General features: G+C 52.2%; 26 protein-coding genes. 5 read left to right on the plus strand and 21 right to left on the minus strand.

What is annotated here, in order from left to right; all coding sequences use genetic code 11:
* Window positions 1–53 precede the first annotated feature (53 nt).
* The 10 genes from glmU to CRO05_RS01325 all read right to left on the minus strand — a co-directional run bounded on the left by glmU (window position 54) and on the right by CRO05_RS01325 (window position 9,114).
* A complete protein-coding gene (glmU, locus tag CRO05_RS01280) occupies window positions 54–1,388 on the minus strand; it encodes a bifunctional UDP-N-acetylglucosamine diphosphorylase/glucosamine-1-phosphate N-acetyltransferase GlmU (RefSeq protein WP_235001333.1) in 1,335 nt (444 codons plus the stop codon).
* 777 nt (window positions 1,389–2,165) lie between these two features.
* Window positions 2,166–2,585: a F0F1 ATP synthase subunit epsilon gene (locus CRO05_RS01285; protein WP_097065487.1), complete on the minus strand. Its 420-nt coding sequence runs from the start codon at window positions 2,583–2,585 to the stop codon at window positions 2,166–2,168.
* Between the two features lie 88 nt (window positions 2,586–2,673).
* The gene (gene atpD, locus CRO05_RS01290; protein WP_090882730.1) at window positions 2,674–4,053 is read right to left on the minus strand and encodes a F0F1 ATP synthase subunit beta; all 1,380 of its coding nucleotides are present in this window, start codon (window positions 4,051–4,053) and stop codon (window positions 2,674–2,676) included.
* A 30-nt stretch (window positions 4,054–4,083) separates the two neighbouring features.
* Window positions 4,084–4,965, minus strand: coding sequence for a F0F1 ATP synthase subunit gamma (atpG, locus tag CRO05_RS01295; protein WP_090882728.1), 882 nt, complete (start codon window positions 4,963–4,965; stop codon window positions 4,084–4,086).
* Window positions 4,966–4,968: 3 nt separating this feature from the next.
* Window positions 4,969–6,510 carry a F0F1 ATP synthase subunit alpha gene (atpA, locus tag CRO05_RS01300; RefSeq protein ID WP_090882726.1) on the minus strand — a complete coding sequence of 514 codons (1,542 nt, stop codon included), beginning with the start codon at window positions 6,508–6,510 and terminating at the stop codon, window positions 4,969–4,971.
* Window positions 6,511–6,522: 12 nt separating this feature from the next.
* Entirely contained in the window at window positions 6,523–7,059 is a 537-nt protein-coding gene (locus tag CRO05_RS01305) for a F0F1 ATP synthase subunit delta (protein WP_097065488.1), read from the minus strand.
* Between the two features lie 3 nt (window positions 7,060–7,062).
* Window positions 7,063–7,533: a F0F1 ATP synthase subunit B gene (locus tag CRO05_RS01310; protein ID WP_097065489.1), complete on the minus strand. Its 471-nt coding sequence runs from the start codon at window positions 7,531–7,533 to the stop codon at window positions 7,063–7,065.
* Between the two features lie 37 nt (window positions 7,534–7,570).
* Window positions 7,571–7,843: a F0F1 ATP synthase subunit C gene (gene atpE, locus CRO05_RS01315; protein WP_074796793.1), complete on the minus strand. Its 273-nt coding sequence runs from the start codon at window positions 7,841–7,843 to the stop codon at window positions 7,571–7,573.
* A gap of 58 nt (window positions 7,844–7,901) precedes the next feature.
* Window positions 7,902–8,708, minus strand: a complete 807-nt coding sequence (atpB, locus tag CRO05_RS01320) for a F0F1 ATP synthase subunit A (RefSeq protein ID WP_097065490.1) — start codon at window positions 8,706–8,708, stop codon at window positions 7,902–7,904.
* A 16-nt stretch (window positions 8,709–8,724) separates the two neighbouring features.
* The gene (locus CRO05_RS01325; RefSeq protein WP_097065491.1) at window positions 8,725–9,114 is read right to left on the minus strand and encodes an ATP synthase subunit I; all 390 of its coding nucleotides are present in this window, start codon (window positions 9,112–9,114) and stop codon (window positions 8,725–8,727) included.
* 322 nt (window positions 9,115–9,436) lie between these two features.
* Between CRO05_RS01325 and CRO05_RS01330 the strand changes: the two genes are divergently transcribed.
* Window positions 9,437–10,375, plus strand: coding sequence for a PEP-CTERM sorting domain-containing protein (locus CRO05_RS01330; RefSeq protein ID WP_097065492.1), 939 nt, complete (start codon window positions 9,437–9,439; stop codon window positions 10,373–10,375).
* A gap of 153 nt (window positions 10,376–10,528) precedes the next feature.
* On the opposite strand, the gene CRO05_RS01335 is transcribed toward CRO05_RS01330, so the two are convergent.
* The 4 genes from CRO05_RS01335 to cysC form a co-directional block, all read right to left on the minus strand.
* Window positions 10,529–10,999, minus strand: a complete 471-nt coding sequence (locus CRO05_RS01335; protein WP_097065493.1) for a DUF3565 domain-containing protein — start codon at window positions 10,997–10,999, stop codon at window positions 10,529–10,531.
* Window positions 11,000–11,054: 55 nt separating this feature from the next.
* On the minus strand, window positions 11,055–12,122 hold the full coding sequence (locus tag CRO05_RS01340; RefSeq protein ID WP_235001239.1) for a polysaccharide deacetylase family protein: 1,068 nt from the start codon (window positions 12,120–12,122) through the stop codon (window positions 11,055–11,057).
* A gap of 42 nt (window positions 12,123–12,164) precedes the next feature.
* Complete coding sequence (locus CRO05_RS01345; protein ID WP_097065495.1) at window positions 12,165–13,523, minus strand: putative O-glycosylation ligase, exosortase A system-associated; 1,359 nt, start codon at window positions 13,521–13,523, stop codon at window positions 12,165–12,167.
* Window positions 13,524–13,648: 125 nt separating this feature from the next.
* Window positions 13,649–14,323 carry an adenylyl-sulfate kinase gene (gene cysC, locus CRO05_RS01350; protein ID WP_097065496.1) on the minus strand — a complete coding sequence of 225 codons (675 nt, stop codon included), beginning with the start codon at window positions 14,321–14,323 and terminating at the stop codon, window positions 13,649–13,651.
* A 691-nt stretch (window positions 14,324–15,014) separates the two neighbouring features.
* Between cysC and CRO05_RS01355 the strand changes: the two genes are divergently transcribed.
* On the plus strand, window positions 15,015–15,998 hold the full coding sequence (locus CRO05_RS01355; RefSeq protein ID WP_097065497.1) for a sulfotransferase family protein: 984 nt from the start codon (window positions 15,015–15,017) through the stop codon (window positions 15,996–15,998).
* 93 nt (window positions 15,999–16,091) lie between these two features.
* On the opposite strand, the gene CRO05_RS01360 is transcribed toward CRO05_RS01355, so the two are convergent.
* Window positions 16,092–17,066 carry a glycosyltransferase gene (locus tag CRO05_RS01360; protein ID WP_235001240.1) on the minus strand — a complete coding sequence of 325 codons (975 nt, stop codon included), beginning with the start codon at window positions 17,064–17,066 and terminating at the stop codon, window positions 16,092–16,094.
* Between the two features lie 545 nt (window positions 17,067–17,611).
* Here CRO05_RS01360 and CRO05_RS01365 point away from each other — a divergent pair.
* The 3 genes from CRO05_RS01365 (at window position 17,612) to CRO05_RS01375 (ending at window position 20,538) form a co-directional block, all read left to right on the plus strand.
* Window positions 17,612–18,640, plus strand: a complete 1,029-nt coding sequence (locus tag CRO05_RS01365) for a glycosyltransferase family 1 protein (RefSeq protein WP_097065499.1) — start codon at window positions 17,612–17,614, stop codon at window positions 18,638–18,640.
* Window positions 18,641–18,713: 73 nt separating this feature from the next.
* A complete protein-coding gene (locus CRO05_RS01370) occupies window positions 18,714–19,607 on the plus strand; it encodes an FkbM family methyltransferase (protein WP_097065500.1) in 894 nt (297 codons plus the stop codon).
* 55 nt (window positions 19,608–19,662) lie between these two features.
* Window positions 19,663–20,538, plus strand: coding sequence for a hypothetical protein (locus CRO05_RS01375; RefSeq protein ID WP_097065501.1), 876 nt, complete (start codon window positions 19,663–19,665; stop codon window positions 20,536–20,538).
* A 71-nt stretch (window positions 20,539–20,609) separates the two neighbouring features.
* Here CRO05_RS01375 and CRO05_RS01380 read toward each other — a convergent pair whose 3' ends face one another.
* The 6 genes from CRO05_RS01380 to CRO05_RS01400 form a co-directional block, all read right to left on the minus strand.
* On the minus strand, window positions 20,610–21,569 hold the full coding sequence (locus tag CRO05_RS01380) for a lysylphosphatidylglycerol synthase transmembrane domain-containing protein (RefSeq protein ID WP_097065502.1): 960 nt from the start codon (window positions 21,567–21,569) through the stop codon (window positions 20,610–20,612).
* Window positions 21,566–21,700, minus strand: coding sequence for a hypothetical protein (locus CRO05_RS15985; protein WP_255405849.1), 135 nt, complete (start codon window positions 21,698–21,700; stop codon window positions 21,566–21,568). Before CRO05_RS15985 ends, CRO05_RS01380 begins: the two co-directional genes overlap by 4 nt.
* Window positions 21,643–22,020: a CapA family protein gene (locus tag CRO05_RS16075; protein ID WP_097065503.1), complete on the minus strand. Its 378-nt coding sequence runs from the start codon at window positions 22,018–22,020 to the stop codon at window positions 21,643–21,645. Before CRO05_RS16075 ends, CRO05_RS15985 begins: the two co-directional genes overlap by 58 nt.
* Window positions 22,021–22,416: 396 nt before the next feature.
* Window positions 22,417–23,166 (minus strand): bifunctional 2-polyprenyl-6-hydroxyphenol methylase/3-demethylubiquinol 3-O-methyltransferase UbiG, encoded by a 750-nt coding sequence (locus CRO05_RS01390; protein ID WP_097065504.1) that lies wholly within the window; start codon window positions 23,164–23,166, stop codon window positions 22,417–22,419.
* A gap of 39 nt (window positions 23,167–23,205) precedes the next feature.
* A complete protein-coding gene (locus CRO05_RS01395) occupies window positions 23,206–24,378 on the minus strand; it encodes an ATP-grasp domain-containing protein (protein ID WP_143860877.1) in 1,173 nt (390 codons plus the stop codon).
* 17 nt (window positions 24,379–24,395) lie between these two features.
* Window positions 24,396–25,367 (minus strand): glycosyltransferase family 2 protein, encoded by a 972-nt coding sequence (locus CRO05_RS01400; protein ID WP_097065506.1) that lies wholly within the window; start codon window positions 25,365–25,367, stop codon window positions 24,396–24,398.
* Between the last annotated feature and the right edge of the window lie 101 nt (window positions 25,368–25,468).

Raw genomic sequence — 25,468 nt, forward strand, 5'->3', positions numbered from 1 at the left:
TCGACTATCTTTCCGGGAAAAACAAGGTTGGGAGAATTCGTTCATCCCATGTTTCATTTGTCGGCTTTCGATTTTTTGACTGGCCGTTGCCATCCCTCGATAGTTGTCTGTCTGGCGCGTGACAATGTCAACTGCTCCGGCGGCGTGTCTCGGGTGATTGTCGAGCCTGCGCCGATAGTAGACCCCTGCCCCACTGTTACCGGCGCGACGAATTGCGTATCGGAGCCCACAAAAACATTATCTTCGATAATCGTCTGGTGTTTGTTGGCGCCGTCATAATTGCAGGTAATCGTCCCCGCACCAACGTTGACATTCTTCCCCACTACGGCATCGCCGATGTAACTCAGATGATTTGCCTTGCTGCCGGCGGCAATGGCGCTATTCTTGACTTCAACGAAGTTGCCTATATGAACTTCATCGGCCAGCCTGGTTCCTGGACGAATGCGGGCGTAGGGGCCAATGCGGCAGTTTTTTCCGATTTCAGCAGCTTCGATCAGGCTGAACGGTGCGATCACCGATCCCGCCGCTACTTTGACATTTTTCAGGATACTGTGAGCACCCACTTTCACGCCGTCGTCCAACTGCACGTCGCCCTCGAAAATGCAGTTGATGTCGATTTCGACATCTCTTCCGCAGACAAGTTGACCGCGAACGTCAATACGGCCGGGATCTGCCAGGGTCACGCCCTGTTCCAGCAATTTTGTTGCGAATTCGTTCTGATAGACGTGCTCAAGCGCCGCAAGCTGCGCCTTGCTGTTGACGCCAACCGTTTCCCAGGCATAGTCCGGCTGTGTGGCTTCTACGTGGACACCATCCCTGACCGCCATCGCGACAATGTCGGTCAGGTAATATTCCTTTTGAACATTGTTGTTTTCCAGCTTATGCAGCCAGTCGTGCAGATATTGATTCGGTATCACCATGATGCCGGTATTGATTTCGCGGATTTCGCGCTGCGATGGACTCGCATCTTTTTCCTCGACAATGGCGGCGATTTTGGTTGTTACACTATTTCGCACGATTCTACCGTAGCCGGATGGGTCAACCAGTTCCACAGTCAGCAGACCCAGCGTCTTTTCGCCCGCTATTGCGATCAGTTTTTTTAACGTTTCGATGCTGGTCAGCGGGACATCGCCGTACAGCACCAGCGTCATACCATGTTTATCCAGGTGCGGCAGCGCCTGCATTAATGCATGGCCGGTGCCCAGTTGGGGCATCTGCTGTACCCAGGTAAGCGCCGGGTCGCCCATTGCCTGAGGCACAGCTTCGCCACCATGTCCATAGACAACACAAATTCTCCGCGGCGACAATGCGCGGGCCGTGTCGAGCACGTGTGTCAGCAGGGGCTTGCCCGCCAATGGGTGCAAAACCTTGGGCAGTGCGGAGTTCATGCGCTTGCCGAGTCCGGCAGCGAGAATGACAATATTCAGTTTAGACACATCAATGAGAGGACGGTAAGGAATGTCGGACAAGCGACAGGGCCTACTCCAGGCATGCAGTCGCCATCAATGTCGCTTGAATTTAAAGAATGGCAGGGGTTTCATGCCAGCGTTTTTGCTAGGGTTAATTTATCACATAGCGCACTTGAACGCCAAGTGTGATGTCGCACTAATAATGGAGTTGAACTTGCGTTATTCTCATTGTTGTTGATCGGGCGAATATGGGAAGTAGAAGTATAGACGTCGTACCGGCGGAAGTTGTTATTTAGTGACGTGCAAAACTGCTCATGTTGGTATGGACCCCTGGATTCCGGGTCAAGCCCGGAATGACGAGATAGCGGTATTACTGGATTCGGGGGTCAAGCCTGAATGATGGGATAGCGGTATTACTGGATTCCGGGTCAGGCCCGGAATGACGAAACACGCAGTATTTTGGCTCACGCGTGCGCTGCAATACTTCCTGCTGCACCTCGAGTCAAAGTCCGGAATGACGAAACCTGCGGTATTTTGGGGCGGATGAATGATGAGTTCGCGGAGGTTGAGTGGAAGTTATATGACCTCTTGCTCGCAAGCCGGAATGACGAAGTTCGCGGTATTTTTGTGGACTCCGGCTTGCACCAGTTATATGGTGCGCTTACTCCGCCGCGCCAGAAGCTTTTGGGAACGTTTACTTTTATCCAATTAAAAAGGGCGGTTGTTGCCGCCCTTTTTAATTGGAGTCCAGGTTGTTCAGTGCCCGCGTTTCCGCAGTTTTTGAATCGCTGCCAGTTGCGCGATCGCTTCGGCCAGTTCAGCCTGTGCCCGTGCATAGTCCATGGAGGAGGACCGGTCTCTCATCGCTTCTTCCGCTCGTTTCTTGGCTTCAATCGCTTTCAATTCGTCGAGATTGGCCCCGCGCACTGCAGTGTCGGCTAGAATGGTCACCACGTCCGGCTGAATCTCGAGCATACCACCGGAAACGTAGACCAACTCTTCTTCCTGAAGCGGCGCCTTGATGCGCACCGATCCCGGTTTGATCCGGGTCAGCATGGGCGTATGTTGAGGATAAACGCCTACTTCTCCCGCTTCGGCCGGCGCCACCAGGAACTCGGCAGGGCCGGAATAGATGGATTCCTCCGCACTGACGATATCAACGTGAAACACACCCATTTTAGTTCCCATTCATCATTTATTGTCCGGCCTGTTTTTGTCGCCGATAACAGTTGCATTGCGAGGCCAGGCTCATGAAGCTATCTCGTTATTGTAAAGTTTTGGCTTTTTCGACCGCTTCGTCTATGCCGCCAACCATATAGAACGCCTGTTCCGGCAAGTGATCGTACTCTCCCGCAACGATGCCCTTGAAACCCTTGATGGTTTCTTTCAAGGATACGTATTTGCCGGGCGAACCGGTAAATACTTCCGCAACGTTGAAGGGCTGTGAAAGAAAACGCTGAATCTTGCGCGCCCGCGCCACAGCCAGTTTGTCTTCCGGTGAAAGTTCGTCCATTCCCAGAATCGCGATGATGTCGCGCAATTCCTTATAACGCTGCAGGGTTTGCTGCACATCGCGTGCGGTAGTGTAGTGCTCTTCGCCAACCACCAGCGGATCGAGCTGGCGCGAGGTGGAATCAAGCGGATCCACTGCCGGGTATATCCCGAGTGAAGCGATGTCGCGCGATAACACGACGGTTGCGTCAAGGTGACCGAAAGTCGTGGCGGGAGACGGATCGGTCAAGTCATCGGCCGGCACATAGACGGCCTGAATCGAAGTGATGGAACCGGACTTGGTCGATGTGATGCGTTCCTGAAGGCGGCCCATTTCCTCAGCCAGTGTCGGCTGGTAACCCACAGCGGATGGCATCCGGCCCAGCAAGGCCGATACTTCGGTACCTGCCAGGGTGAAACGATAGATGTTGTCTACAAAGAGCAGCACGTCGCGGCCTTCGTCACGGAAAAATTCCGCCATAGTCAGACCAGTCAGTGCCACGCGCAACCGGTTGCCAGGCGGCTCGTTCATTTGCCCGTAAACCAGCGCGACCTTGTCCAGCACGTTGGAATCTTTCATTTCGTGATAGAAATCGTTACCTTCACGAGTCCGCTCGCCCACGCCGGCAAACACGGAAAACCCGCTATGCTCGATGGCGATATTGCGAATCAGTTCCATCATGTTGACTGTCTTGCCCACGCCCGCGCCGCCAAACAGCCCTACCTTTCCGCCTTTGGCGAATGGACAGACCAGATCGATAACCTTGATACCCGTTTCCAGCAGTTCGGTAGAAGCGGAAAGCTCGTCGAATGCCGGCGCCTTCCGGTGAATCGACATGGTTTTTTCAGCACCGATAGGCCCCATCTCGTCGATCGGCCTGCCGAGGACGTCCATGATCCGACCCAAAGTCTTGGTGCCGACGGGGACTTGAATCTGGTCGCCGGTATTCGATACCATCATGCCGCGGCGCAGCCCATCAGAGGATCCAAGCGCAATCGTGCGCACCACGCCGTCTCCCAACTGCTGCTGTACTTCGAGCGTCAGCTCCGTTCCCTCAAGCACAAGCGCGTCATACACTTTCGGCATCTCTTCGCGCGCAAACTCGACGTCGACCACCGCGCCGATACACTGAACAATTTTTCCCTGGCTCATGTTGTTCCCTAAAATGCTAAATCAAAATATTTAAACGGCTGCCGCGCCCCCGACAATTTCCGACAATTCCTTGGTAATGGCGGCCTGGCGCGATTTGTTGTAAATCAGCGTCAATTCATTGATCACATTCCCGGCGTTGTCCGACGCGGCTTTCATTGCCACCATTCGCGCCGATTGTTCGGACGCCATGTTTTCTGTCAGAGCCTGGTAAATCAGCGCCTCGACATACCGCACCATGATGTCGTCTATCACTGGCTTGGCTTCAGGTTCGTAAATATAATCCCATACGCCGCGCTGACCGGTAGGGCCGTCACCCGCTTTGAGACGCTCGTCGGAAAGCGGGAGCAACTGTTCCATCACCGGTTCCTGTTTCATCGTATTGATGAAACGGTTGTAAAAAATATATACGCGATCGAAGCGATCCTGGGTGTAACCATCCAGCAAGACTTTTACGGCGCCAATCAATTTCTCCAGATCCGGCGCATCGCCCAGGCTTACTACGTGCGAAATGACATTGGCGCCAAGCCGGTTCATGAATCCGAGGCCCTTGTTGCCGATGCAGCACGCTTCGATCTGCTCGCCCTCCGCTTCCCAGGCCTTCATTTTACTTACCGCCATACGCAATACGTTCGTGTTGAGTCCACCACACAAACCCTTGTCAGACGTCACCACAACAATGCCGATCCGTTTCACCGTGTCGCGGTCCACCAGAAATGGATGCCGGTACTCGGTGTAGGCACGGCTCATGTGCGCAGCGACATTACGGATCTTGTCGCCATATGGGCGCGCTTTCTTCATGCGCTCCTGCGCCTTCCGCATTTTGGAAGCCGCCACCATTTCCATGGCGCGCGTGATCTTCTGCGTATTTTTTACGCTTTTGATCTTGTTGCGTATTTCTCTGCTGCCGGCCATCGCTTAGTACGTTCCGTTCTTTTTGAAATCCTGAATCGCGTCGTCGAGTTCCTTCTCGGTCTCAGCGTTGAGATCCTTCGTGGTCTCTATTTTGTCCATGATGGCGCCGTATTTACTGCGGATGTGGCCTTTCAGCGCCGACTCGAACGCCAGTGCACGCCTCACGTCGACATCATCCAGATATCCCTTGTTGACGGCGAACAGGGTAATCGCCATCTCGGATACGCTCAAGGTGGCATATTGAGGCTGCTTCATTAATTCCGTGACCATCTTGCCGCGTTCCAATTGTCGGCGCGTAGCTTCGTCGAGGTCGGAGGCAAATTGCGCAAATGCCGCTAGCTCGCGATATTGGGCCAATGCGAGACGCACACCGCCACCCAGCTTTTTAATAACCTTTGTCTGTGCCGCGCCGCCTACGCGAGATACTGAAACACCCGCATTGATGGCCGGACGGATACCGGCATTGAACAAATCACTTTCCAGAAAGATCTGGCCGTCGGTAATCGAAATAACGTTGGTGGGAACGAAAGCAGTGACGTCACCCGCCTGGGTCTCAATGACCGGAAGCGCCGTAAGTGAACCCGTTTTTCCCTTGACTGCGCCATTGGTGGCGTTTTCCACATATGCCGCACTGACTCGCGCGGCGCGTTCCAATAGACGCGAATGCAAATAAAACACGTCGCCAGGATAAGCCTCTCGTCCGGGCGGTCGCCGCAATAACAGCGAAATCTGCCGGTAAGCCCATGCCTGCTTGGTCAGATCGTCATAAATGATGAGCGCGTCTCTACCGGTGTCGCGGAAGTACTCGCCCATGGTGCAACCGGAGTAAGGCGCAATGAATTGCAGCGCCGCCGACTCAGACGCGGTGGCAGCCACCACGATCGTGTATTCCATCGCTCCGTGTTGTTCAAGCTTGCGCACTACGTTGTTGATGGACGACGCCTTCTGTCCGATCGCGACGTAGATGCACGTCATGTTCTCGCCCTTCTGATTGATGATCGCATCTATCGCCACCGCCGTCTTGCCTGTCTGCCGGTCGCCGATGATCAATTCCCGCTGGCCGCGCCCAATCGGGACCATTGAATCAATGGATTTAAGCCCTGTCTGCACGGGCTGGTTCACCGATTGCCGCCATATCACACCCGGTGCAATTTTTTCAATCGGCTCGGAACGTTGCGTTTTGATCGGGCCTTTGCCATCGATCGGCTGCCCTAGCGAGTTAACTACCCGGCCTATCAGTTCTTCGCCTACCGGGACCTCAAGAATACGGCCAGTACATTTGACGATATCGCCCTCGGTAATGTGCTCGTATTCGCCCATGATCACCGCGCCGACAGAGTCGCGTTCGAGATTGAGCGCAAGACCGTAAGTATTGCCGGGAAATTCCAGCATCTCGCCCTGCATCACGTCGGAAAGGCCGTGAATGCGCACGATACCGTCGGTGACTGAAACAATAGTGCCCTGAGTGCGGACTTCCGCGGAGACGGCAAGTCCTTCAATTCTGCTTTTTATCAGTTCACTGATTTCGGATGGATTTAACTGCATTTCAAATAGCTCCTAGCTTTTAAGTGCAACAGCCATGGCTTCCAGTTTACCTCGCACAGAAGCGTCGAGCACTTCATCGCCGATCTCAACTTTCACCCCGCCTATCAATTCCGGATCGATACTTACCTTGGGTTCTATTTTTCGCTTGAACTTGATTTCCAGATCGGTCACCAGATCTCTCAATTGAGCATCGCTCACGGCAAACGCAGAAATAATGTTCGCGCTCAACACGCCTTCATGGCGGGTCTTGAGTTGCTCGAACAGCTCACTCACCTCGGGCAATATTTCGATTCTGCCATTTTCCGCCAACAGCAAAACGAAATTGCGGCCTTCGTCGTTGAGGTTGTCGCCGCATATGTCGAGAAGCAGTTCGCCCAAGCGTCTTGGCGGGACTTTTGGATTACCGATGAGCGACCGAATTTGGCCGTCCGCAGCGATTGCCGCGGCAAGTTGCAGCATTCCAGACCATGCAGGCAGCTCTTCATTAGCTTTCGCCAACTTGAAAACCGCCTCAGCGTAAGGCCGTGCAATCGTACGAGCTTCAGCCATCGCTTAGAGTTCCGCTTTGATGGATGCAAGCAAATCCGCGTGCGCTTTGGCATCCACTTCCCGGCGCAGAATTTTTGTGGCGCCCGCCAGAGCGATATCCGCCACTTGTTGCCTCAGGGTTTCCCTTGCACGAAATACTTCCTGCTCGACCTCTGCCTTGGCGCCCACGAGAATGCGATCGCCTTCATCCTTCGCTGCCGCCTTCGCTTCTTCGACGATCTCGGCGGCGCGTTTTTCTGCCTGGGCAATGATATCGGTTGCCCGGTGTTTGGCTTCCCTCACCACATCGGCGGAACGATGGCTGGCCAATTCCAGTTCGTTCCTGCCCCGCTCGCCTGCCGCCAGTCCGTCGGCGATGCTTTTCTGCCGGTTTTCGATGGCGCGCATCAGTGGAGGCCAGACGAACCTGACTGTGAACCAGATAAATATGGCGAACGCCATCGCCTGAGAAATGAGCGTGAAGTTGATATTCATGGCTAGCCTCTGAGAATGGTACCGAGAGCCGGCATTATTATTTGATGACGGCCAGCAATGGATTGCCGAACGCAAAGAGCATTGCCAGACCAACCCCGATAATAAACGACGCATCGATCAATCCGAGTAACAGGAACACTTTGCCTTGCAGCGTCGGCATCATTTCCGGTTGACGCGCAGCGCCCTCAAGGAAGCTGCTGCACATGATGCCGATACCGATACAGGCACCCGCTGCGCCGAGGCCGATCATCAGGCCGATACCAATGCCCGTATAGGCCTGAATCATCGCCAAGTATTGCAAATTGTCCATCTCGTTTTCCTCTCGTCGTGGTAGTTAAATAGTGATTTGATAAACAGACAGCGTTGAATCAGTGTGACTCATGCGCCATGGAAAGATAAACAACCGTCAGCATCATGAAAATAAAAGCCTGTAATGTGACGATTAAAATGTGGAAGATGGCCCATCCCGCGCCCAGCAGCGTTCCGAATACGGTGCCGGCCAAACCGGTAGCGGCCCACATGCCCAGCAGCAGGAAAATGATTTCCCCTGCATAGATGTTTCCATAAAGACGCAGGGAGTGGGAAAGCGGCTTGGAAACGTATTCGACCAGGTTAAACAGGATGTTGACCGGCCATAACAGGGGGTTCTTGCCGAAGGGGGTGCAGACCAGTTCATGTATCCAGCCACCCAACCCCTTGACTTTCACGTTGAAAAAAATCATCAGCAGCCAGACGGAGAGCGCAAGCGCGAATGTGGTGTTCACATCGGCGGTGGGAACGCTGCGCCAGTTGTGCAAGCCCAGCAATTCGTATACCGCCGCCATAATGTCTATGGGTAGGAAATCGACTGCATTCATCATGAACACCCACACAAACACAGTGAGGGCTGCCGGGGCGACAAATGCGTGCCGGTCACCATGGAAAGTGCTTTTGACCTGGCCGTCGATAAACTCGATGGCCAGTTCGACAAAAGCCTGGCGCTTGCCGGGAACGCCGGAGGTAGCGCCGCGCACGACCCACCACAGAAAGCCGAAGCTGACGATACCGATCAGCAGCGACATTACAAGCGTGTCGATATGCACTGTCCAGAACGCGCCTTCACCGACCGAACCTGTCAGGTTCGTCAGGTGATGCGCCATGTATGAAGTGGGAGTGAGCTCTGCGCCTGATGCCATTTTTTATCCGTTCAAACTATTTTATTCGTGCAACCTTTGCGTCATCCGTTACAAACAACGCCATTCCGAAAATCAGGACGGTAAGCGCAAATGTTCCGATGAATCCGACCGCGACAACATCTTTGTACAGTGTCAGCACGAGCCACAGCAGGACAACCATAACGATGATTTTCACCGCTTCCGCTTTCAGTGCCGTAATCAATACGCCGCCCGCAGTGGACCCCTGGTACCGGGAGATAATTGCCGAAAAAGCGGCAGCGGAAATAATACTGACCACTCCTCCCAACAATGCCGAAGCTGCGCCGTGAAATCCCCGCACCAGGCCGAGGGCCAGCACCATCGCCACAGTGACGATCAACTGCCAACGCATGACAATGCGAACTGGCTTGTTTCGTATCCAGGGCATATTTTTTGGCGTGTCAGAAAGCAACTGCTTGATGTGACATTAGGCGGGTTGCAAATCTGTTCTCGGAAGACCTGATTTTCGTTCCCAGCCGGCGCCCTCTTCGGTTCTTCTTAGGCCATACCGGATTTTCAAGGCTTGGCTTGACTGATTTTCAAAACACGCGGATTCTAATCTGCTTGAGCCCGACAGTCAATGGAAAGTCCATACTTGCGTTGTGAATTTCTAAAAAAAGCGCGGGAGGCAGGATGTCGTCACCTGTTGGTAATTTCCGAATATCAAGCTACGATTATTGCTTGTTCCCTTAACTTGACAAGGGGTTACGATGAGAAGCATTCGTCCCTGGATTTTTTTTACGGCGCTGGCCACGAGCCTCATCTTTACTTCATCAGCGCAAAGCGCCTCTATCAATGTATTGTGGTACACCTATGCTGGCCAGGCCTCCGAATATCGGCAGAAAATTTCACAACTCTCCAAAATTGTTCATACTCTTCCTCAAACCAGCGGTTTAGGCTGGAATTTGACTTACTGGGATGCAGGCAGCGTGGCACCGGATTTTGCCGCGTTTGATGTTCTGGTAATTGAAAGCGGGGAAGCTTTTCTTACCGGATCGGCACATGGACCGCCAGCAGTGCCGGATTACAGCGGCATTCTGGATAACAGGGCAGCGATTGAAGCTGCCCGGGGAGATCGAACCTTTATTACCGCCGCCGATGCCGATTTTCATACAATCCGCGGAGACACTGGAAATATTCCGGATGATTCGCGTTCCTCAAAAGGTGATGGCAAATGCGCTCCCCTGTTTACTTCAACCGATTGTTGGGACGGCGCGCTGGGACATTTGGTAAACGCTGTCAATTGGGCGGGAAGTGGCAATGGCCTTGGAATTGTTTCGTTTCTGGATGGCGAACATCCCGGATCTTTCTGGTGGACGCATGAAAATTCCTTTCTGCGCAGGGATCTCGACGGATACATTGATTACGCTGGTTCGGAGCAAAGCCCGGTCATTAATCCGTTGCAGGCAAGCCACCCTCTCAATCGCGGACTAAGTTCCAGGGGGCTTTCAAACTGGGGCACGTCATTCCACGCTTTTTTTCTTCCAATCGAAGGCTACACGCCAATTGTCGACTCAAGTCAAAGATCAGGCTGGGCTGTTGCTATTGCCACATCCGTTGCGCCTCCCCTCCCCGAACCGAAAATCTACCGGTTGCGGGGGACCGGTTGTGCTGCTTATTTTCCGTTTCCGCAAATGCGGAACCCATGACATTCAAAGACAGGGTATATCCACTCCGAGAATGACAGTGTTTGCTTCAGGAAAGAATCATCAACCCATGCTGACACCGGGAATTAGTCCGGATACCCGATAACACCCACGCAATTTATGCCAATTACTTATATCCCTGCAGCCTTATAATTATTAGGTAGCCTTATCCGGCGCCCGATAGAATTCCACGAAAAAATGGACTGCGCCCAGCGGTTCCACATTATGCAGAACTTCCGGAATGACAATTCCGGTGTTGTCCGGAGATAATTCCACGTCCGCCCCCAGGTCGGATACGCGATAGCGAAGTTTTCCTTCTTCCACGACAATCTTTCCCCACACACCGGTTTTTGTGGAGTGATCTTTTCTCAATGCGCCGGGAACAGATTCCTCGGTAAAGACCGCCGTCCGCTTGTAAGGAATAAAATTATCGGGCAGTTCGAATTTATCGCATCGAACGCAGTTGAGCGTCTGTCCCATCATGCTGTTGCGGCCTTCCTCAGTAGTAACCCAGGGGCGATTGATAAATGGCGGATTATGCCGAACATGCTGCATATGCCCGCAACTGAGAAGCGCTATGGGATCTCCTTCGCTGTCGAGCTCGAAACCCGTAATCGGCCTATCCATAAGTAAATATAGTGGGTTCGTTAGAAATTCGTAATGCCGTATCTTGAAATGGCCGCTATACCGTTTCTACTGCCCTCAGCAGGTTTTGAACCATTCGCAGGGTAAAACGTACCGGCTCGCGGTCCCACGGCGTGAATCGCGGTAACTGAAACAGATCACTGCCCGTTCTGGCTGCTCCATGGGCCGTTGAAACCGCCGCATCAAAGCCAAGATTCTTGACCATACTAACATGATCCGGTAAATAGTCCTGCCCCGGCTTGCCGTTTGGGTAAGCAAAAAGCCGCACCGGCGCGCGGATAATCCCCTCGAGCATCTCTTTGCCAGTGGCAATGTCGGCGCAAGCTGCGCTATTTTCCATTTGCGCCAGAATAGGATGACTGGCCGTATGCCCGCCAATTTCCATCCCTGCCGCGTGCAGTATCCTGACCTGATCCGAGGTCATCATGAGATTGGTAGCGGGGACGACGGGGATGAGCGCACACATTGCCTCCACCTTCGATTGCCTCGATGCGGGAGGTAAGTACTTGAGCTTGCTCAATAGGTGAGAGATGGCTTGGCGGCGTTGAGGAATTGTTTCGATCTCAAACCTTCCCAAGCCTAAACTGTCAAGATCAACTGTGCTTCCCGGCGCATAACGGATTAACTCTATCACCGTATCGTTAAACATCCTCCCACCGTCAAGGAAACTGGTCGCAACAAAAAAAGTGGCGGAGACTCCATGTTTTTGCAGAATTGGCAAGGCGATTTCCGCGTTATCCGCATAGCCATCATCAAAGGTGATACAGGCGGCACGCGGCGGCAACGTCCCCTTACCCAAGCACTGGACTGCGTCCCCAAGCGGTATGATTCTGAAGCAGGCTGCAAGATGCCCTATTTGCCGATCAAACGCTTCCGCTTCGCTTTCGTCTGGAAATAAAGGGTCTTGCCGAGACAGCACTCGGTGATAGATCAATATGGACAAACGGCTGTGCAAACCACCTGGCGAAAATAGTTGCAGGAACGCGCGGCTCGGCGATGTGAGCCGTGGTGGAATAGGCTTAACAGGAGCTTGCGTGTAGCCCCGCTCAGGCGTTTCCATAGGTAAGGCCCGGAAATACGGCCAGAGCGGCCAGATAATTGGCAAAGGAACTGCGGCTTCCAGTTCTTCCGATAGCGATATCCATGCCTAGCCGGAATCTCGAGCAATCGGCTGGGGCTGGGCCTGGGCCTGGGGTTGTATCGGATTTATCTGCCCAAATTGACGTGTAGAACCGGTGCCTTTTTTATCGGAAACCGACGAGCCTTTCTGCTTCAATTCTTTTGCCACCAGAACACGAGTCGCCACCATGACCCCCATGAGATAGTACGGCACATCAAAATAGAGCAGGCTGAGAAATGCTCCGCCTGTGGCAAAACCAATGAGCGACACCTGGATCATGGTCGCCATGTTGGAGGCCCACCTGTATTCTTCGAGATTTCTCGTATTTCGAATGATCCATGAACCTGTCCGCCATGTTAAGAGTCCCAGTAACAGGTACAATCCGAGCCCGACAAAGCCATGTTCGCCGAGAGCCTGGAAATAAACGCTATGGGCAGCATGCAGGTCCGTTGGATGGGGGGCATAAAGGTAAAACAGCTCAGGCGTAATCACCTCAAAGCCACCGCCTGTCAATGGCCGTTCCTTGGCCAGATTATAGGCCATCCACCAGGCATTGAAACGCCCCTGAACGGAGCCGTCCTCTTCATAGGTATTAATGGAATCCATTCTTTCCGACCATTGCTCGGGCATGAACGCGATTGCCGGCGGAATAGCGAGGATCAACAGCAGTCCGATGCGGACCTTGTGCTGACTTTTAAGCCATAGAAATGCACCCATCGCTGCAATCGCCAGCAGAGCCCCGCGCGAGTAGGAGCCTAGCGCGGCGAGCGCACAAAGCAACATGGCGGCCGTCAAGCCGTGGCGCACCCAAATGTTTGGGGAAATGGTTTGCAGATAGTGCATCAGGGGAATGGTCATGATAAGCGCCAGAGCGATTTCATTATTTCCCCCAATGAAAGTTCCTTGGGGCCCTAAGACCATATTCACTCCACCACCTACTATCGTAAAAATGCCGCCCTTGACGCCGTAGTATCCCAGGGAGATGACTATGGTCCAGATGAGAAGCTGAATATGTTTTTTTGTCTTGATGAGCATGAACACTACAAAAGTCATCAGCATGATCTTCATGACCTTGTTCCACTGGTCGTATATTTCGTCCGGATAAATAGCAAAGAACGAGGTCACATTCATCCATAATACGAAAAAGATAAAGACGCCGGTAACCGGGGTGACGGGGAACCTTTTTTCCTCCTTCAAGAACACAAGGCAAACTATTGTCACCCCACCGATAATTGCCGCAAACGGAAATGTCGTAGCAAATCCCCACCCTTGGGTATGCGGGTTCATGACACTGATCCACACCCACATCAACGCGCCCATATACGGCTTCTTGAAGACCAGGGGGAGCCAACCAAAGACGATCAGGGTGACGAGAATGTCTCTCATGCTGGCACGCCGGGATTTGGAGCCGTTCGCGTCTCTTTACGATACAAAACAAAGAAGAGGATATTGCGGAGAATCATCGTCAACTGTGATGTCCTGATCCGATTGAGTTTCATCAAAATAAACCGTCAATCTGCCCTATGGCTAACGATTTCTGCCCGGCCCTTTTGATCGCTGCTTTCATCTTTGCCATTCGGGCTTTGCCTGAAGACATTGCGTTGCTGCAGATATTCGATCACCTGTGCAACGCAATCTTCAAGCGGCAGTTCCCCCGTCCTTACCGTCAGCTCTGGATTAACGGGTGCCTCATATGGTGACGAGATTCCCGTAAACTCCTTTACCTCGCCAGCCCGGGCCCGTTTGTAGAGGCCTTTTATATCACGATGTTCACACACATCCAGGCTGGCTTCACAAAAGATTTCGATGAAATCCCCATGTGGAAAAATACTGCGCGCCCGTTGGCGGTCAGCTCGGAACGGCGAAATAAACGCGGTCATCGCGATCACCCCGGACTCGACCAAAAGTTTAGCTGCCTCGCTTATACGGCGGATGTTTTCGGATCGATCCTGAACCGAAAAACCAAGATCCGAACATAGACCCTGCCGCACATTGTCGCCGTCCAGCACAAACGTGCGGCAGCCCAGCTGATAAAGCCTGTCCTCCACCGCATGCGCCAAAGTGGATTTACCCGAGCCGGAAAGACCGGTGAACCACAATACCACCGAACGATGTACGTTCAACCTTTCCCGGTGGCCGCGGGTAATTGTGGCACTGTGCCACACGGTATTGGTACTTTTATTCATGTCTTTAGCCTTGAGCCTTCTTTTTTACGACCTGAATTATATCCAGATCAACACAATCTAACGGCTAAAGGCGCGCAACCCTTGATCTATTCAATTAATCAGCTTGCCCTGCGGTTCAAGATCGTGGGAAACGTTTCATTTTCTGCTGTCAGTTCTGCTGTCAGTTCTTGCATCTGAAACTGACGCAATAATAATATTAGGTCCAGTGAGATAATCGGATAGCTCATCACGCGATGAAAATGCTGGAGTTCGTCCTGGCGCGTTCAACGAAATTCCATGGCTGATTGCTCTACCCGGACTATGCGTAAAGATCAAGCGTATAGCCTTTATTGACCAACAAGGAGTTGAAATAATTATGGCAGCAAGCTTCTACTCGCACAATACAGAATTACGGGCGACTTTCGCGTCGCCATTGCAAGTTGGACTAAAATGGGGACGGGTTTTTGCCGTATGCCATTATATGCACGAGGCTATTAGCGGATAGGCATATCACGTAAACAGGATGGCGGGATTGCATACGCCAGAGATGGCGGCGCGGGTTACGCAGGAGCGCCGCCTATACACCCGCTGCAATACGCACACCATAGGCTCTGCTCGCTTCGAATAACATTTTCTTGCCGATTAAGGAAATTTTGTCGACATCCGTATTAAACAAATAACGGCATCTTGATCTGAATAAACAGAGGTTTGAGTGAGCAATAACAATGCGTTGATCATTTTGGGAATGCACCGTAGCGGGACTTCATTGCTAACGGGACTGCTGAGCCACGTGGGCGTCAAGATGGGAAGGCGTTTGTATGCGCCCCAGAAGGGCGTTAACGAAAAAGGATTCTGGGAGCATGAGGATATTGTCGATACACATGATGAAATACTATTAGGCCTGGGCTCACAGTGGGATGACCTGTTGCCCTTGGGCGATAAATGGCGGGAGGCTAAAGTGATTCAACCGTTTATTGACCGGCTGGATAAACTGGTGGAACGCGATTTTTCGGACACTTCTATCTGGGCACTCAAGGATCCCCGCATGTGCCGATTGCTGCCATTGTGGCTTCCCCTTCTGAACGCCCGGCAGATTAAACCAACTTTTATCTGTATGAACAGAAACCCGTTCGAGGTGGTTGCATCCTTGCAGAAACGGGACGGTTTTTCCAGAGAAAAGGCATTGATTTTGTGGTTAAGCCACTCGCTGTCTGCCGAGTTGTATTCCAGGGGACTACCACGAGTTTTTATTGATTTTGACCAGATTGTCAAGAATCCTGCCGAGGTATTGTCAAGAATAGAACGGGAAGCACATCTTGTCTTCCCCATACCGGTAAATGAAGCAAGCGAGAATATCAGTGAATTTGTTTCTCCTGATCTTCGCCACCATAAAGCCGATGTACTGGAAATGCCGGGGAGTGCAAACGAAGGACTGTCATTGATGGCTCACAAGCTATATCGAATTTTCAAGGAAATGACGGTTGAAAACGAGCATCAGTATGAAATGATCGACAGTGTCGCGGCTGATTTTTCGGCTTATCGGGAAAAATGGAATGTGGAGCTGCTTGAGCAAATCCGTTATCTTAATCAAGAGCGCGCTGACTACAGGATCAAGTTCTTTCGAATTTATACTTCCTGGAGCTGGTTGCTGGTCAAGCCCGTATGGTTAATCGAAAAATGGATACGCAAGTATTGAGACTGCCTTATCCGCGATCAAAAAATACGCATGCCCCACCTGGTTATGGCTCCAAGAATGCTTATAACCGCTCGAAAACACTACGCAACCTGCTTACCACTTCGGTCGCCACCCCAGTAACCCCGCGGGGATATATGCGAGTGTTTTCAACTTGACGGGGTGCTTCAGCCAGGCCTTCACCAAAGAATGATTGGCGATCTTCAGGTTGCCCGATGCAAGATGCCTAAGGCCGAATTCCATCTGGTAGTACGCGATATTTTGTATGAACTTACGCTTGGTAATGCAACGGCCATCGCGACTGCACAATCCCCATTTTGCGGCTGCACCGCATAGCAGTTCGGTCCGATAGTCGATATCCCTCGCCATTCGGTTTCCCTGTTGTGGGTGCTGACGATATAGCGTCAAGGGTTTATTCAACTTGATAACCGGATACTCGCGCGAAATGCGCAGCCAGAGATCCCAATCCTCACTATAAGGAAGAGATTCGTCGTATGCTCCGCACTTATCGAACACTTCCGCGCGTATCAACGCTGCACTGGTCAATATCCAGCAATCAAGCAAGAGCTGGTGATATATCCAGCCCGAAAATTCCTCGTCGATGCCGGCGGGGAATGATGCCGCGTCAAAGCTGTCAGGACCGGGAAACACGCCTTTTTCGTCGGGATGCCACCAGATAAATGAGCTGTAGACCAACCCGATTTCCGGATTCGCTTCCATCTGCTCCACCTGAAGCGCAAGCTTATCGGGAAACCAGTAGTCGTCATGGTCCATCAGGCAGATATACCGGCCGGACGCCTCCCGGATTCCGTAATTGCGGGCTGCGCATACGCCTGAATTCGCCTGCCTCAGGAGCCGGACAGGTGAGCCGTAGGAGGCCACGATATCCCGTGTACGATCCGTGGAGCCATCATCGACTATGATCAGTTCAATATTCCTGAGAGTCTGGCTGAGTACGCTGTTGAGCGTCTCGGCGATATAGGCCTCACAATTATAGGTAGGAATAATGATGGAAACAGTAGGCGCAAACACTGCCATGCTGGAAGAGTTTTCTCTTATTGGTATACTCAAGAGGTTTAACCTTGACCTCTAGGATTCGGAAGTTTTTGTATATGCGGTTGAGGTGATCGCGACATTATAAGTCATCTACAGCTTCCGAGACTCTCGCTCTTTTTTGCAGAAAACTGATAGCTCATTCACCCTGCAGGAATAAGTTATGGCAATTTGCGACTATCGCACGACTTTCACTTTTCGCTTTTGAGAATGAGGAACACAAATACTCTGCATTTCGATAAATCATAAAAATTATTTTTCACATTAACGGATGATCGTTCGGAAAAAAATTATTGCCGTTTCTGTCCATAGGATAATACCCTTTGAACCATGATACGCGATTGCAAGGGTTAGCTGCGGCAAGGGTTCTACAGCAACGGTCTCTATCGCGAAATGACAAGCGATCGTACCCATCGGCTACCAGATCCTGTCCTTCCCCTTGCGATTCTATGCGCCCGGTCGCACCTAGTGGGGCTGCGGGATGGTGAGTATTAACACGTACGCGTGGGACTACATGAATCTCAGCATGACAATAAAATACGTCCTGGCGGGAAATTAATCAAATGACAGATACCGGGCTGCGCGTTGGCGTTTATCAGGGGCCTGAAATTCCTCAGAGCTTCAGGGTTTATGCCGAGAATGTCCAGAGATGCCTGCCCAGGCACCGCGTGATAGTCATACCATTCGCAGATAAGAGAAACCTTCCAAAATCGGTTGATGTCCTATGGGATATTCGTTCCGGCGGGGGCAATCCCCCTCCGGAATTTCTGCTGGGAAGCCACCTTCCTCCCTTGGTAGTGACGGTCCATGGATTCGCGCCCGTGGCTCTCAACGGATGGGAGTATTTCCGCACCTTTAAAGGTCTGATCATGTCGGACCGATATGCAAAACGTAAGCGCGCGCTCTGGCATGAGGCTCATACCGGAGTGGCAGGTATTATCGCTGTTTCTGCTTTTGTGAAAGCAGAAGCGATACGGTTCACGAACGTTCCCGCGGAAAGGATTCATGTTTGCCATCACGGGGTGGATGAGAAAATATTCACGCCTCACTCCGGAATGGAACCGGAAACGTATTTCTTTCATATCTCCAATGACGAGCCACGTAAAAATATCCATCGGGTTGTGCGGGCGTTTCGCCAGCTCAGACGCAGCCATGATGTTGAACTTGTGCTAAAAATTCCAAGAAATAGTGCCGGCCGGTATGAAAAAATCGACGGTGTGCGGGTGCTCTCGAATGTCCTGACGACAGAGGAGGTGGCCGGGCTTTACCGGCGTGCGCTCGCTTTCGTCTTTCCATCTCTGTATGAGGGCTTCGGCATGCCTATCGTCGAAGCTATGGCGTCTGGATGTCCCGTTATCACATCGAATGTTTCGGCATGCCCCGAAGTTGCCGGAGCGGCGGCTTTGACTGTCGATCCGCGCGATGAAAGAGCATTGTTGGAAGCCATGCAGCTTGTTTGTAGCAAAGCCGGCCTCAGGCCGGAACAAGTCGCCGCCGGACTGCGCAGAGCAGCCGACTTTTCCTGGGAAAGGAGCACTGAATGCCATGCCAAAGTGCTATACGCGGCGGCACAGGTTGGGCAAAGCCGATGAATGGCAGCGGATCCGCAAAGTCAGGCCTGTCGGTGGTCTATTCATGATGGTTTTTTAGAGGTCACGACGGCAAATGTTAAAAGTGTGGGCTCGCCTGTTGCAAACTATTGTACGCAATGCACTGGGATCAGATGTTTTAAAGCATTGGGCATGGAGGCTGATACTGAGGCTCCGGAAAAGCTTCTCCCGGATTGATCCTCCTTTGGAACTGGAAACCACTTTTGATGACAATATCCGGATCGTCACCTTGCTTTCGGACCACATCGAGTCTCAGATATTCTGGCAAGGCTTTCAGGAAGCTGATGAAGGCGTCATCGTGCTTCTCAAACGTCATTTGCCGGTAAACGGGGTTTTCATCGACGTGGGCGCCAATATCGGCAGCTTTACACTTGTAGCAGCCCGTCGGGCCTACCGCGGGCAAGTGCATGCGTTTGAGCCAAGTGCGCATCATTTTGCCCGACTGGCTCGCAATATTGAATTGAACGGCTTCGAAAACATCGTTCTCAACCGGAGAGGACTCTACGATCAGCCAGGTGAAGCCGTTCTTTTCCTGCCTTCCCAGACTGGGGAGATGAATAACAGCGGCGCGGCCAGCCTTTATACTGTCCGCGGCGAAGAGACACGGCAGGTTTCCGAAGCGGTAACATTAATCCGTTTGGACGACTATGTCCGGGACCGAACCCTAAAACACGTGGATGTCATCAAAATCGATATTGAGGGAGCTGAAATAAAGGCACTGGAGGGTGCCAGGGAAACAATCACGCACTTCCGCCCGCTTGTCTTCATGGAGCTAGACCTGGACAATCTGGCACGAGCCAACTGCTCGCCAGATGATGTGCTCGATCTATGGAAATCCCTGGATTACCAGGTTTCCATCATTCGCGTAACCGGAGACACCATACCTGTTAAAAGCTCGAAAGAATTTGGGCTTCATCAGAATCTGGAATGCAGGCCTTTTTTGACATAATCAATTGGATGTGGCGGCCATCCGAGCCTTTTGGCGATAACAGAGCAGAACAATCATGCTGACAGAACTGAAAAGATTCGCACGTCATTTGGCGGTTTCGCTTGGAGATATGACAGCCAACGCCGATCGAACCCATCAGCTTTCGGTACGGGCTGAAATAGACCGTCTGAGAGCCGATATACGCTATCGGGAGCCTAAAAGTCTAATGCCTTTCGGAGGAAAGATATATTCGCAAAATGATGAGGATGGAATCATACGAGAAATATTCCGCAGGATTGGCACGACCAACAAGACATTTGTGGAATTCGGGATCGGAAATGGGCTGGAAAACAACACGCTCGCCCTTCTGTTTGACGACTGGCAGGGTTTATGGATTGACGCCTCTTCCACGGCGATTGCCAATATTCGTAATCATTTTTCCCCCATTATAAAAAGCGGAAAATTAAAGGTTACCGAGTCCTTTATTACGAGGTCGAATATTAATGACCTGATTTCATCCGATATCACACAGAGCGAAATTGATCTTTTGTCAGTAGATATCGATGGAAATGACTACCATGTGCTTCAAGCCATATCCTGCATCAGTCCACGGGTGATCATGATTGAATATAACGCCAAATTTGCGCCGCCCGTTCTATTTTGCATGGATTATGCCGCGGAGCACACATGGGTGGGCGATGATTGCTTTGGTGCCTCGCTGAAATTTCTCGAGGTCAATCTGCATAAAATGGGATACTGCCTTGTAGGTTGCAATTTATCCGGAGCAAATGCCTTTTTTATCAGGAGGGAACTGGTAGCCGATAAATTCCTGGCGCCTTTTACCGCGGAAAATCATTTCGAACCTGCACGTTATTATTTATCCGGATATGCCTCGGGGCATCCCCCTTCCTATCAAACCCTCGCAAAATCGCTGACAATGCGTTCGACCTGAGTGGACGTTTCGCTGACAGGAGACAAAAATTCAAGGGGAAATTCAAAAGATAGCCTAGCAGCCTGTCCTGCTCATCCGCGCGGAATGCCGGTCTGCCCGTCGCGATCAAACAGCAGCAGCAGCCCACCCAGCAGGGACGGGATGCCGATGAGCAATAGGTAGGTCAGCAGGGAGACGCCCACTGCCACCTCCGCTGGTACGCCGACCAGCGAATAGAAAAACACGAACGCCCCTTCCCGAACCCCAAACCCGCTCAAGGTCAAGGGCACCACCGTCAACATCCCGATCAACGGGTACAGCAACAGGTTCTGCACGAAGGGCACTGGTTGATCAAAGGCCAGGAAAAGCAGATGAACGACAGTGACCAGCGACAGTTGCAAGGCCGCGATCCACAGCACCGTGGGGAGCAAGCCCAGACGGTAGGGAAAGCGCTGTACCGCCTGGTGCAAGCGATGCAGATACTGCAACGCCCGGCCGAACATCCGGGCGTTGCGCGAGCTGCCCGGCTCCGGCGCCTTCCAGCGTACCAGAAAGACCGCCGGTACCAGCAGGAACAGCCCGCCGTTCATCGCCATCACCAGAACCAGAACCGGGCGGAACCGCTCCTCATCATAGACAAAGGACAGGGCCAGAAGGGCAAACAGGCCGAGCAGCAGGAAACCGATCATCCGCTCGATGACTACCGTGCTCCCCGCCACGCCGCGACTACCGGGGTGGCGACGCTCGATGAACAGGATGCGGAAAAAATCCAAACCCTGCGATCCGGGTAGGAAGAGACCGAGAAAGGCTGCCTTCCAGTTGAGCCCCCAGAGCACAGGCATGCGCTCTTTGATACCACTTAAACCCAGCAAATAACCCCAGCGATTGGCGGCCAACCATGGGATCAATGTCAGCGGCAGCAGGGCCGCGACAACCACAAAGCCAAAATTGCGCAGGCGGTCGAGGATGCCGGCAGGGGAGATATCCAACAAGTGGAACAACGCTAGCAACAGAGCCAACGTCAACGCGAGTTTGATCAGACCGCGTTTCATTGCTCCAGGCGGCCGATGACTGCGGCGGCAAGACGATTCATCACGTCCTGACCGTTGAAGCTGCGATAGACCTTCAAGAGGTCAGCCCAACTGCCGGTGACCACAGTCTGATACTCTTTGCGGATGCGCACGTTTTGCCGTGCAATGGCCGGGGTTTGCCGGAAACAGGCGCGCAGATAGGGTAGTCGCCGAGACCAAAATGAGCAATGCCTGTCCGCCCGAGCGCTGCGAGCGTATTCCGACAGCCCGTCCCGCCGTAATCCTGTACATGGTTATTCGCCAGGGACACGGCAGCAAAACCTTGCAGTAGAGCCAGTGATTCCGCCGGCGCGCGAAGGTTGCATACCTGGAGCGGCCTCGGAACCTCGTGGAGGGTGGTCGCGGAGGAGGACAGCCGCGCAAACCGCACGCTGTCGGCGTAGTGGCCGACCAGGGAAGCGTATCGAAACATCAGGGCAGCGTTCTCCCGGTGGGCGACAGTCGCTGAAGATCCGACGACATGCCGCACATAATGTCCAGCCCGAGTTGCAGGCAATGTACGATTCGCTTGTACCGGACTTGAGTAACTTCCATGCCTGTAAGTATACCTGAGTAATGCAATATGGTTATTAGGGTTAGCAGGCCTCTAAGTTATGTATGTCAAGTTGTGCAAGCGGTTGGGTATGAGGTTGTGTTGTTTTACTTACTTTATGCTACCCTGCGCAGCAGTTCTTTTTTCTATTCTTGGGAGTGTCAGGAATTGACACTGACCCGCTTCGGCTTCATTCCGGCAGCCAACTGATCCGCCCCCTCACCAGCCAATCACCGTCAGGGATCAGGCAAGCATTCGTCTTGTGGGCGGGTTCTTTCAGGTTAAAGCATGCATTCCGGCTGTAGCCCTGACAACAAAATAGGCGGGATTGTTGGGAGCCAGATCGCCTGATTGGCAGAGAGCCCAAAGAACAGAGTCCGGCAAGATTTGCATCTGTTGATGCGTAATTGGCTTTAATCCGACCGGTGTAACTTCTGAAATGAAAAAACCGGCAGCGGTCAGATGATGTTTCAGCAAGTCCAACGTATAAACTCTTCTGTGCCCAACCTTCAAGTCGCTTTTGGACAGCTCGTCGATCTTACCAATCAGGCCGGCACGCATTGCTACGATGCGATGAATGGACGAAGCATTGGGGACAGCGACAAAAATGGAACCATCCGGGTCACATGCTCTTTTTGCTTTGACAAGTATGTCAATGGGGTCCTCCACATGCTCGAGCAACATGGTCAAATAGACATGGTGCCAGGTGCGTCCTGGCGATTCCAGGAAATCCTCGATCAGATTAACATGCCCGCGAATGGTTGCGCCTTTGTTCTTCATCTCGTTGACTACTTGCTCGACAAGTTCGGCGGCAGCATCAACCGCATCCACTTCCTGATAGCGTTCACAAAGCACCCGGGTCCATCGCCCACTGCCACAGCCCAATTCCAAGGCGGAACGTCCACCCTCCCGAGGAATTGCCATATCTCTTAAATAGAGATGAAAATGATCCACAGCCTCGATCGCTTCAGTTGAATGATAAAACCCGGCAATCTGCTCCAAACGATCCTTTTCATTTTGACTCATCTTGTTTTCCTGTTGATTCGAAAAATATCAGTGGGAGACTTAGACGAACACAACCTCCACAAGCGAAGTCAAATCAGCGGCTAATTGCTCGGCTTCAACGACTGATGAGCCTGTGACAATGACATCCCCGATGCGATCCGGCCCAACCTGAAACCGGCGCACTGTGTCGCCGGGTTTGGCATAGATCGACAGCCGATGAAGATTTGGATGCGAACGCACCGATTCCGGAACTCGAACTTGGAGTACCACACCATCCTGCGGGCTTTCAATCATTCGAGATGCGTTTGGCATTCCCTTGCATATATCTGTCACTAAAACCGGCTCGCCCAGAGCTAGAGCCAGCACTGCATCATAGGCATTGAAGCCGCCATAGATGGAAATTGTTTCCGGAAGGCAGGTCGCACCCATGCGAGCGGCGATTTCAAGGATGTAGGGCGTATCGCCAACAAGCATCAAGTCCACATTCGACACCGTGTCACAAATACCCAAAGCCTCAATCGCAGCCGCGATCTCCATACATGAACGGGCTTGCTGATCACGGCTCAAAGTGCAGGGAATCGAGTGTCCGACCGGCGCGTGATTCGGAGGCGGAGTCAGTTGATCATTGTGGAGAAACACGGTTTTGACACGATTCCCCTCAACAATAGCCTGGGCCCCATATTCAAGGCCTTCGAGATACTCCTCCAGAACGACTCGCCCTGAACTGGAAGCTTGCTTTGAAGCGTTCCAGGCATCAAGAAGTTCTTCCGGTCGATCGACCCTGAAGACGCCTTGACTGCCCGATGAATCCACTGCTTTGCTCATCAAGGGAAAGCCCACCGTTTCCACTGCCAAACCTAGAGCATCAGGCAAATCGCAAACTACACCACGCGCAGTCATCACGCCGCACCTGATCAAAGCCTGCTTCATTAGCCACTTGTCGGAACATGCAACAGCGGATTCATAACCGGTTCCATACAGGCCAAGTTCATCGATCACACGGCCGATTGTGGGAACGACAACATCAGTTCCCGTGCAGGCAATACCGTCAATGGCGTAATGTCTTGCGTGTTTGAGAATCGTTTCGGTGTCACGAAAGTCACAATGGATCTGATGGTCGGCGAGGCTCAAGCCCTTATAATCACCGTCCGGGCTGACGACAATTGTAACAAGCCCGCGTCGCTTGGCTTGTTCAATCAGAGGAGTGACGGTGTTGCCGGCCCCCAAAATCATAATTTTCTTCGCGTCAGTCAAAAACGTTCCCTCTTGTCGGCCGTATCTTCCGGAAAGCCGATAGTCCGACGGACCATAGTGACCTTCGATTTTTGCAATTCACCTAACATGCGAGCAATATATTCTCCGATGACTCCAAGCGACAGGAGAATCAATCCAGCAAAAAACGTGATTAAAATCACAAGACTCGTCCAACCAGGTTGAGAAATACCACCCGTAAAGTATTTGATCAGGAAATAGCAAAGCAACCCGCCACTCAGCACGGAGGCTAATAGCCCGGCCACGGAGATCATGCGCAGCGGCAGCATGCTCACGCTGCATATATTGTCAAAAGCTTGCTTGAATTGCTTCGCCAGAGTGTAATTCGATTTGCCGGAAAACCGCTCGTGGTGGGGGATGGGAACAGATTTTATTCGCGCAGCGTTTGCAATAATCAGACCACCCACAGTAGCGCTTGCCGATTGGTTTTGGCGAATGACCTGGGCCATGTATCCGCGCATCAGTCGAAACGACGAAACTTTGATCTTCTCGCTGGATCCAAACGCGCGCGAGTTAATCCCGCTTATGATTTTGGAGCCAATATTGCGATAGCCTGCATGTTTTTTCTCGGGGAAATAGGCAAAAACGCAGTCGTAATCTCCCTTCTTCTCTAACTCGTCCAACAATAGCGGAATGAGTCGAGGATCGTGCTGAAGATCGTCATCCATAGTGATGACGATTTCACCACTGGCAACTCTAATCCCAGCCATGGTTGCTCTGGTCTGGCCAGAGTTTGTAAGTAATTGAACCCCTTTGTAACGGAGCCGGGTTCGCGCCAGTTCTGAGACCACGTTCCAACTGTCGTCCGGGGAACAATCATCAACCATGATAATCTCATAGTCTGAGTTCAGTTCGCCGAAAACCGTATCAAGCCGGTTAGCCAGTTCCAGCAAACACTGACTTGATTTATATACGGGTATTACAACGCTATAAGAAGTCATAGAAGTCATGAATCCAGATTATCCACATCAAATTTCTAGCCGATTGACGTTTGGAGCACACTAACATAAGCCTGCCAATTGAGTTGAGACTGACGATCTTTTTTCCGTCC

Origin of the sequence: Nitrosovibrio sp. Nv4 (genome assembly GCF_900215485.1) — a bacterium.
In the GTDB taxonomy this organism is placed as follows: domain Bacteria; phylum Pseudomonadota; class Gammaproteobacteria; order Burkholderiales; family Nitrosomonadaceae; genus Nitrosospira.

Coding starts and splice junctions, on each gene's coding strand:
- CRO05_RS01380 (WP_097065502.1), bottom strand. CDS start 21,569: ATGAAACGCGGTCTGATCAAACTCGCGTTGACGTTGGCTCTGTTGCTA.
- CRO05_RS01370 (WP_097065500.1), top strand. CDS start 18,714: ATGTTAAAAGTGTGGGCTCGCCTGTTGCAAACTATTGTACGCAATGCA.
- atpE (WP_074796793.1), bottom strand. CDS start 7,843: ATGGACAATTTGCAATACTTGGCGATGATTCAGGCCTATACGGGCATT.
- cysC (WP_097065496.1), bottom strand. CDS start 14,323: ATGAATAAAAGTACCAATACCGTGTGGCACAGTGCCACAATTACCCGC.
- atpD (WP_090882730.1), bottom strand. CDS start 4,053: ATGAGCCAGGGAAAAATTGTTCAGTGTATCGGCGCGGTGGTCGACGTC.
- CRO05_RS01365 (WP_097065499.1), top strand. CDS start 17,612: ATGACAGATACCGGGCTGCGCGTTGGCGTTTATCAGGGGCCTGAAATT.
- CRO05_RS01400 (WP_097065506.1), bottom strand. CDS start 25,367: ATGACTTCTATGACTTCTTATAGCGTTGTAATACCCGTATATAAATCA.
- CRO05_RS01325 (WP_097065491.1), bottom strand. CDS start 9,114: ATGCCCTGGATACGAAACAAGCCAGTTCGCATTGTCATGCGTTGGCAG.
- glmU (WP_235001333.1), bottom strand. CDS start 1,388: ATGAACTCCGCACTGCCCAAGGTTTTGCACCCATTGGCGGGCAAGCCC.
- CRO05_RS01335 (WP_097065493.1), bottom strand. CDS start 10,999: ATGGATAGGCCGATTACGGGTTTCGAGCTCGACAGCGAAGGAGATCCC.
- CRO05_RS01345 (WP_097065495.1), bottom strand. CDS start 13,523: ATGAGAGACATTCTCGTCACCCTGATCGTCTTTGGTTGGCTCCCCCTG.
- CRO05_RS16075 (WP_097065503.1), bottom strand. CDS start 22,020: ATGTTTCGATACGCTTCCCTGGTCGGCCACTACGCCGACAGCGTGCGG.
- CRO05_RS01375 (WP_097065501.1), top strand. CDS start 19,663: ATGCTGACAGAACTGAAAAGATTCGCACGTCATTTGGCGGTTTCGCTT.
- CRO05_RS01310 (WP_097065489.1), bottom strand. CDS start 7,533: ATGAATATCAACTTCACGCTCATTTCTCAGGCGATGGCGTTCGCCATA.
- atpG (WP_090882728.1), bottom strand. CDS start 4,965: ATGGCCGGCAGCAGAGAAATACGCAACAAGATCAAAAGCGTAAAAAAT.
- atpB (WP_097065490.1), bottom strand. CDS start 8,708: ATGGCATCAGGCGCAGAGCTCACTCCCACTTCATACATGGCGCATCAC.
- CRO05_RS01285 (WP_097065487.1), bottom strand. CDS start 2,585: ATGGGTGTGTTTCACGTTGATATCGTCAGTGCGGAGGAATCCATCTAT.
- CRO05_RS01390 (WP_097065504.1), bottom strand. CDS start 23,166: ATGAGTCAAAATGAAAAGGATCGTTTGGAGCAGATTGCCGGGTTTTAT.
- CRO05_RS01305 (WP_097065488.1), bottom strand. CDS start 7,059: ATGGCTGAAGCTCGTACGATTGCACGGCCTTACGCTGAGGCGGTTTTC.
- CRO05_RS01330 (WP_097065492.1), top strand. CDS start 9,437: ATGAGAAGCATTCGTCCCTGGATTTTTTTTACGGCGCTGGCCACGAGC.
- CRO05_RS01395 (WP_143860877.1), bottom strand. CDS start 24,378: ATGATTTTGGGGGCCGGCAACACCGTCACTCCTCTGATTGAACAAGCC.
- atpA (WP_090882726.1), bottom strand. CDS start 6,510: ATGCAGTTAAATCCATCCGAAATCAGTGAACTGATAAAAAGCAGAATT.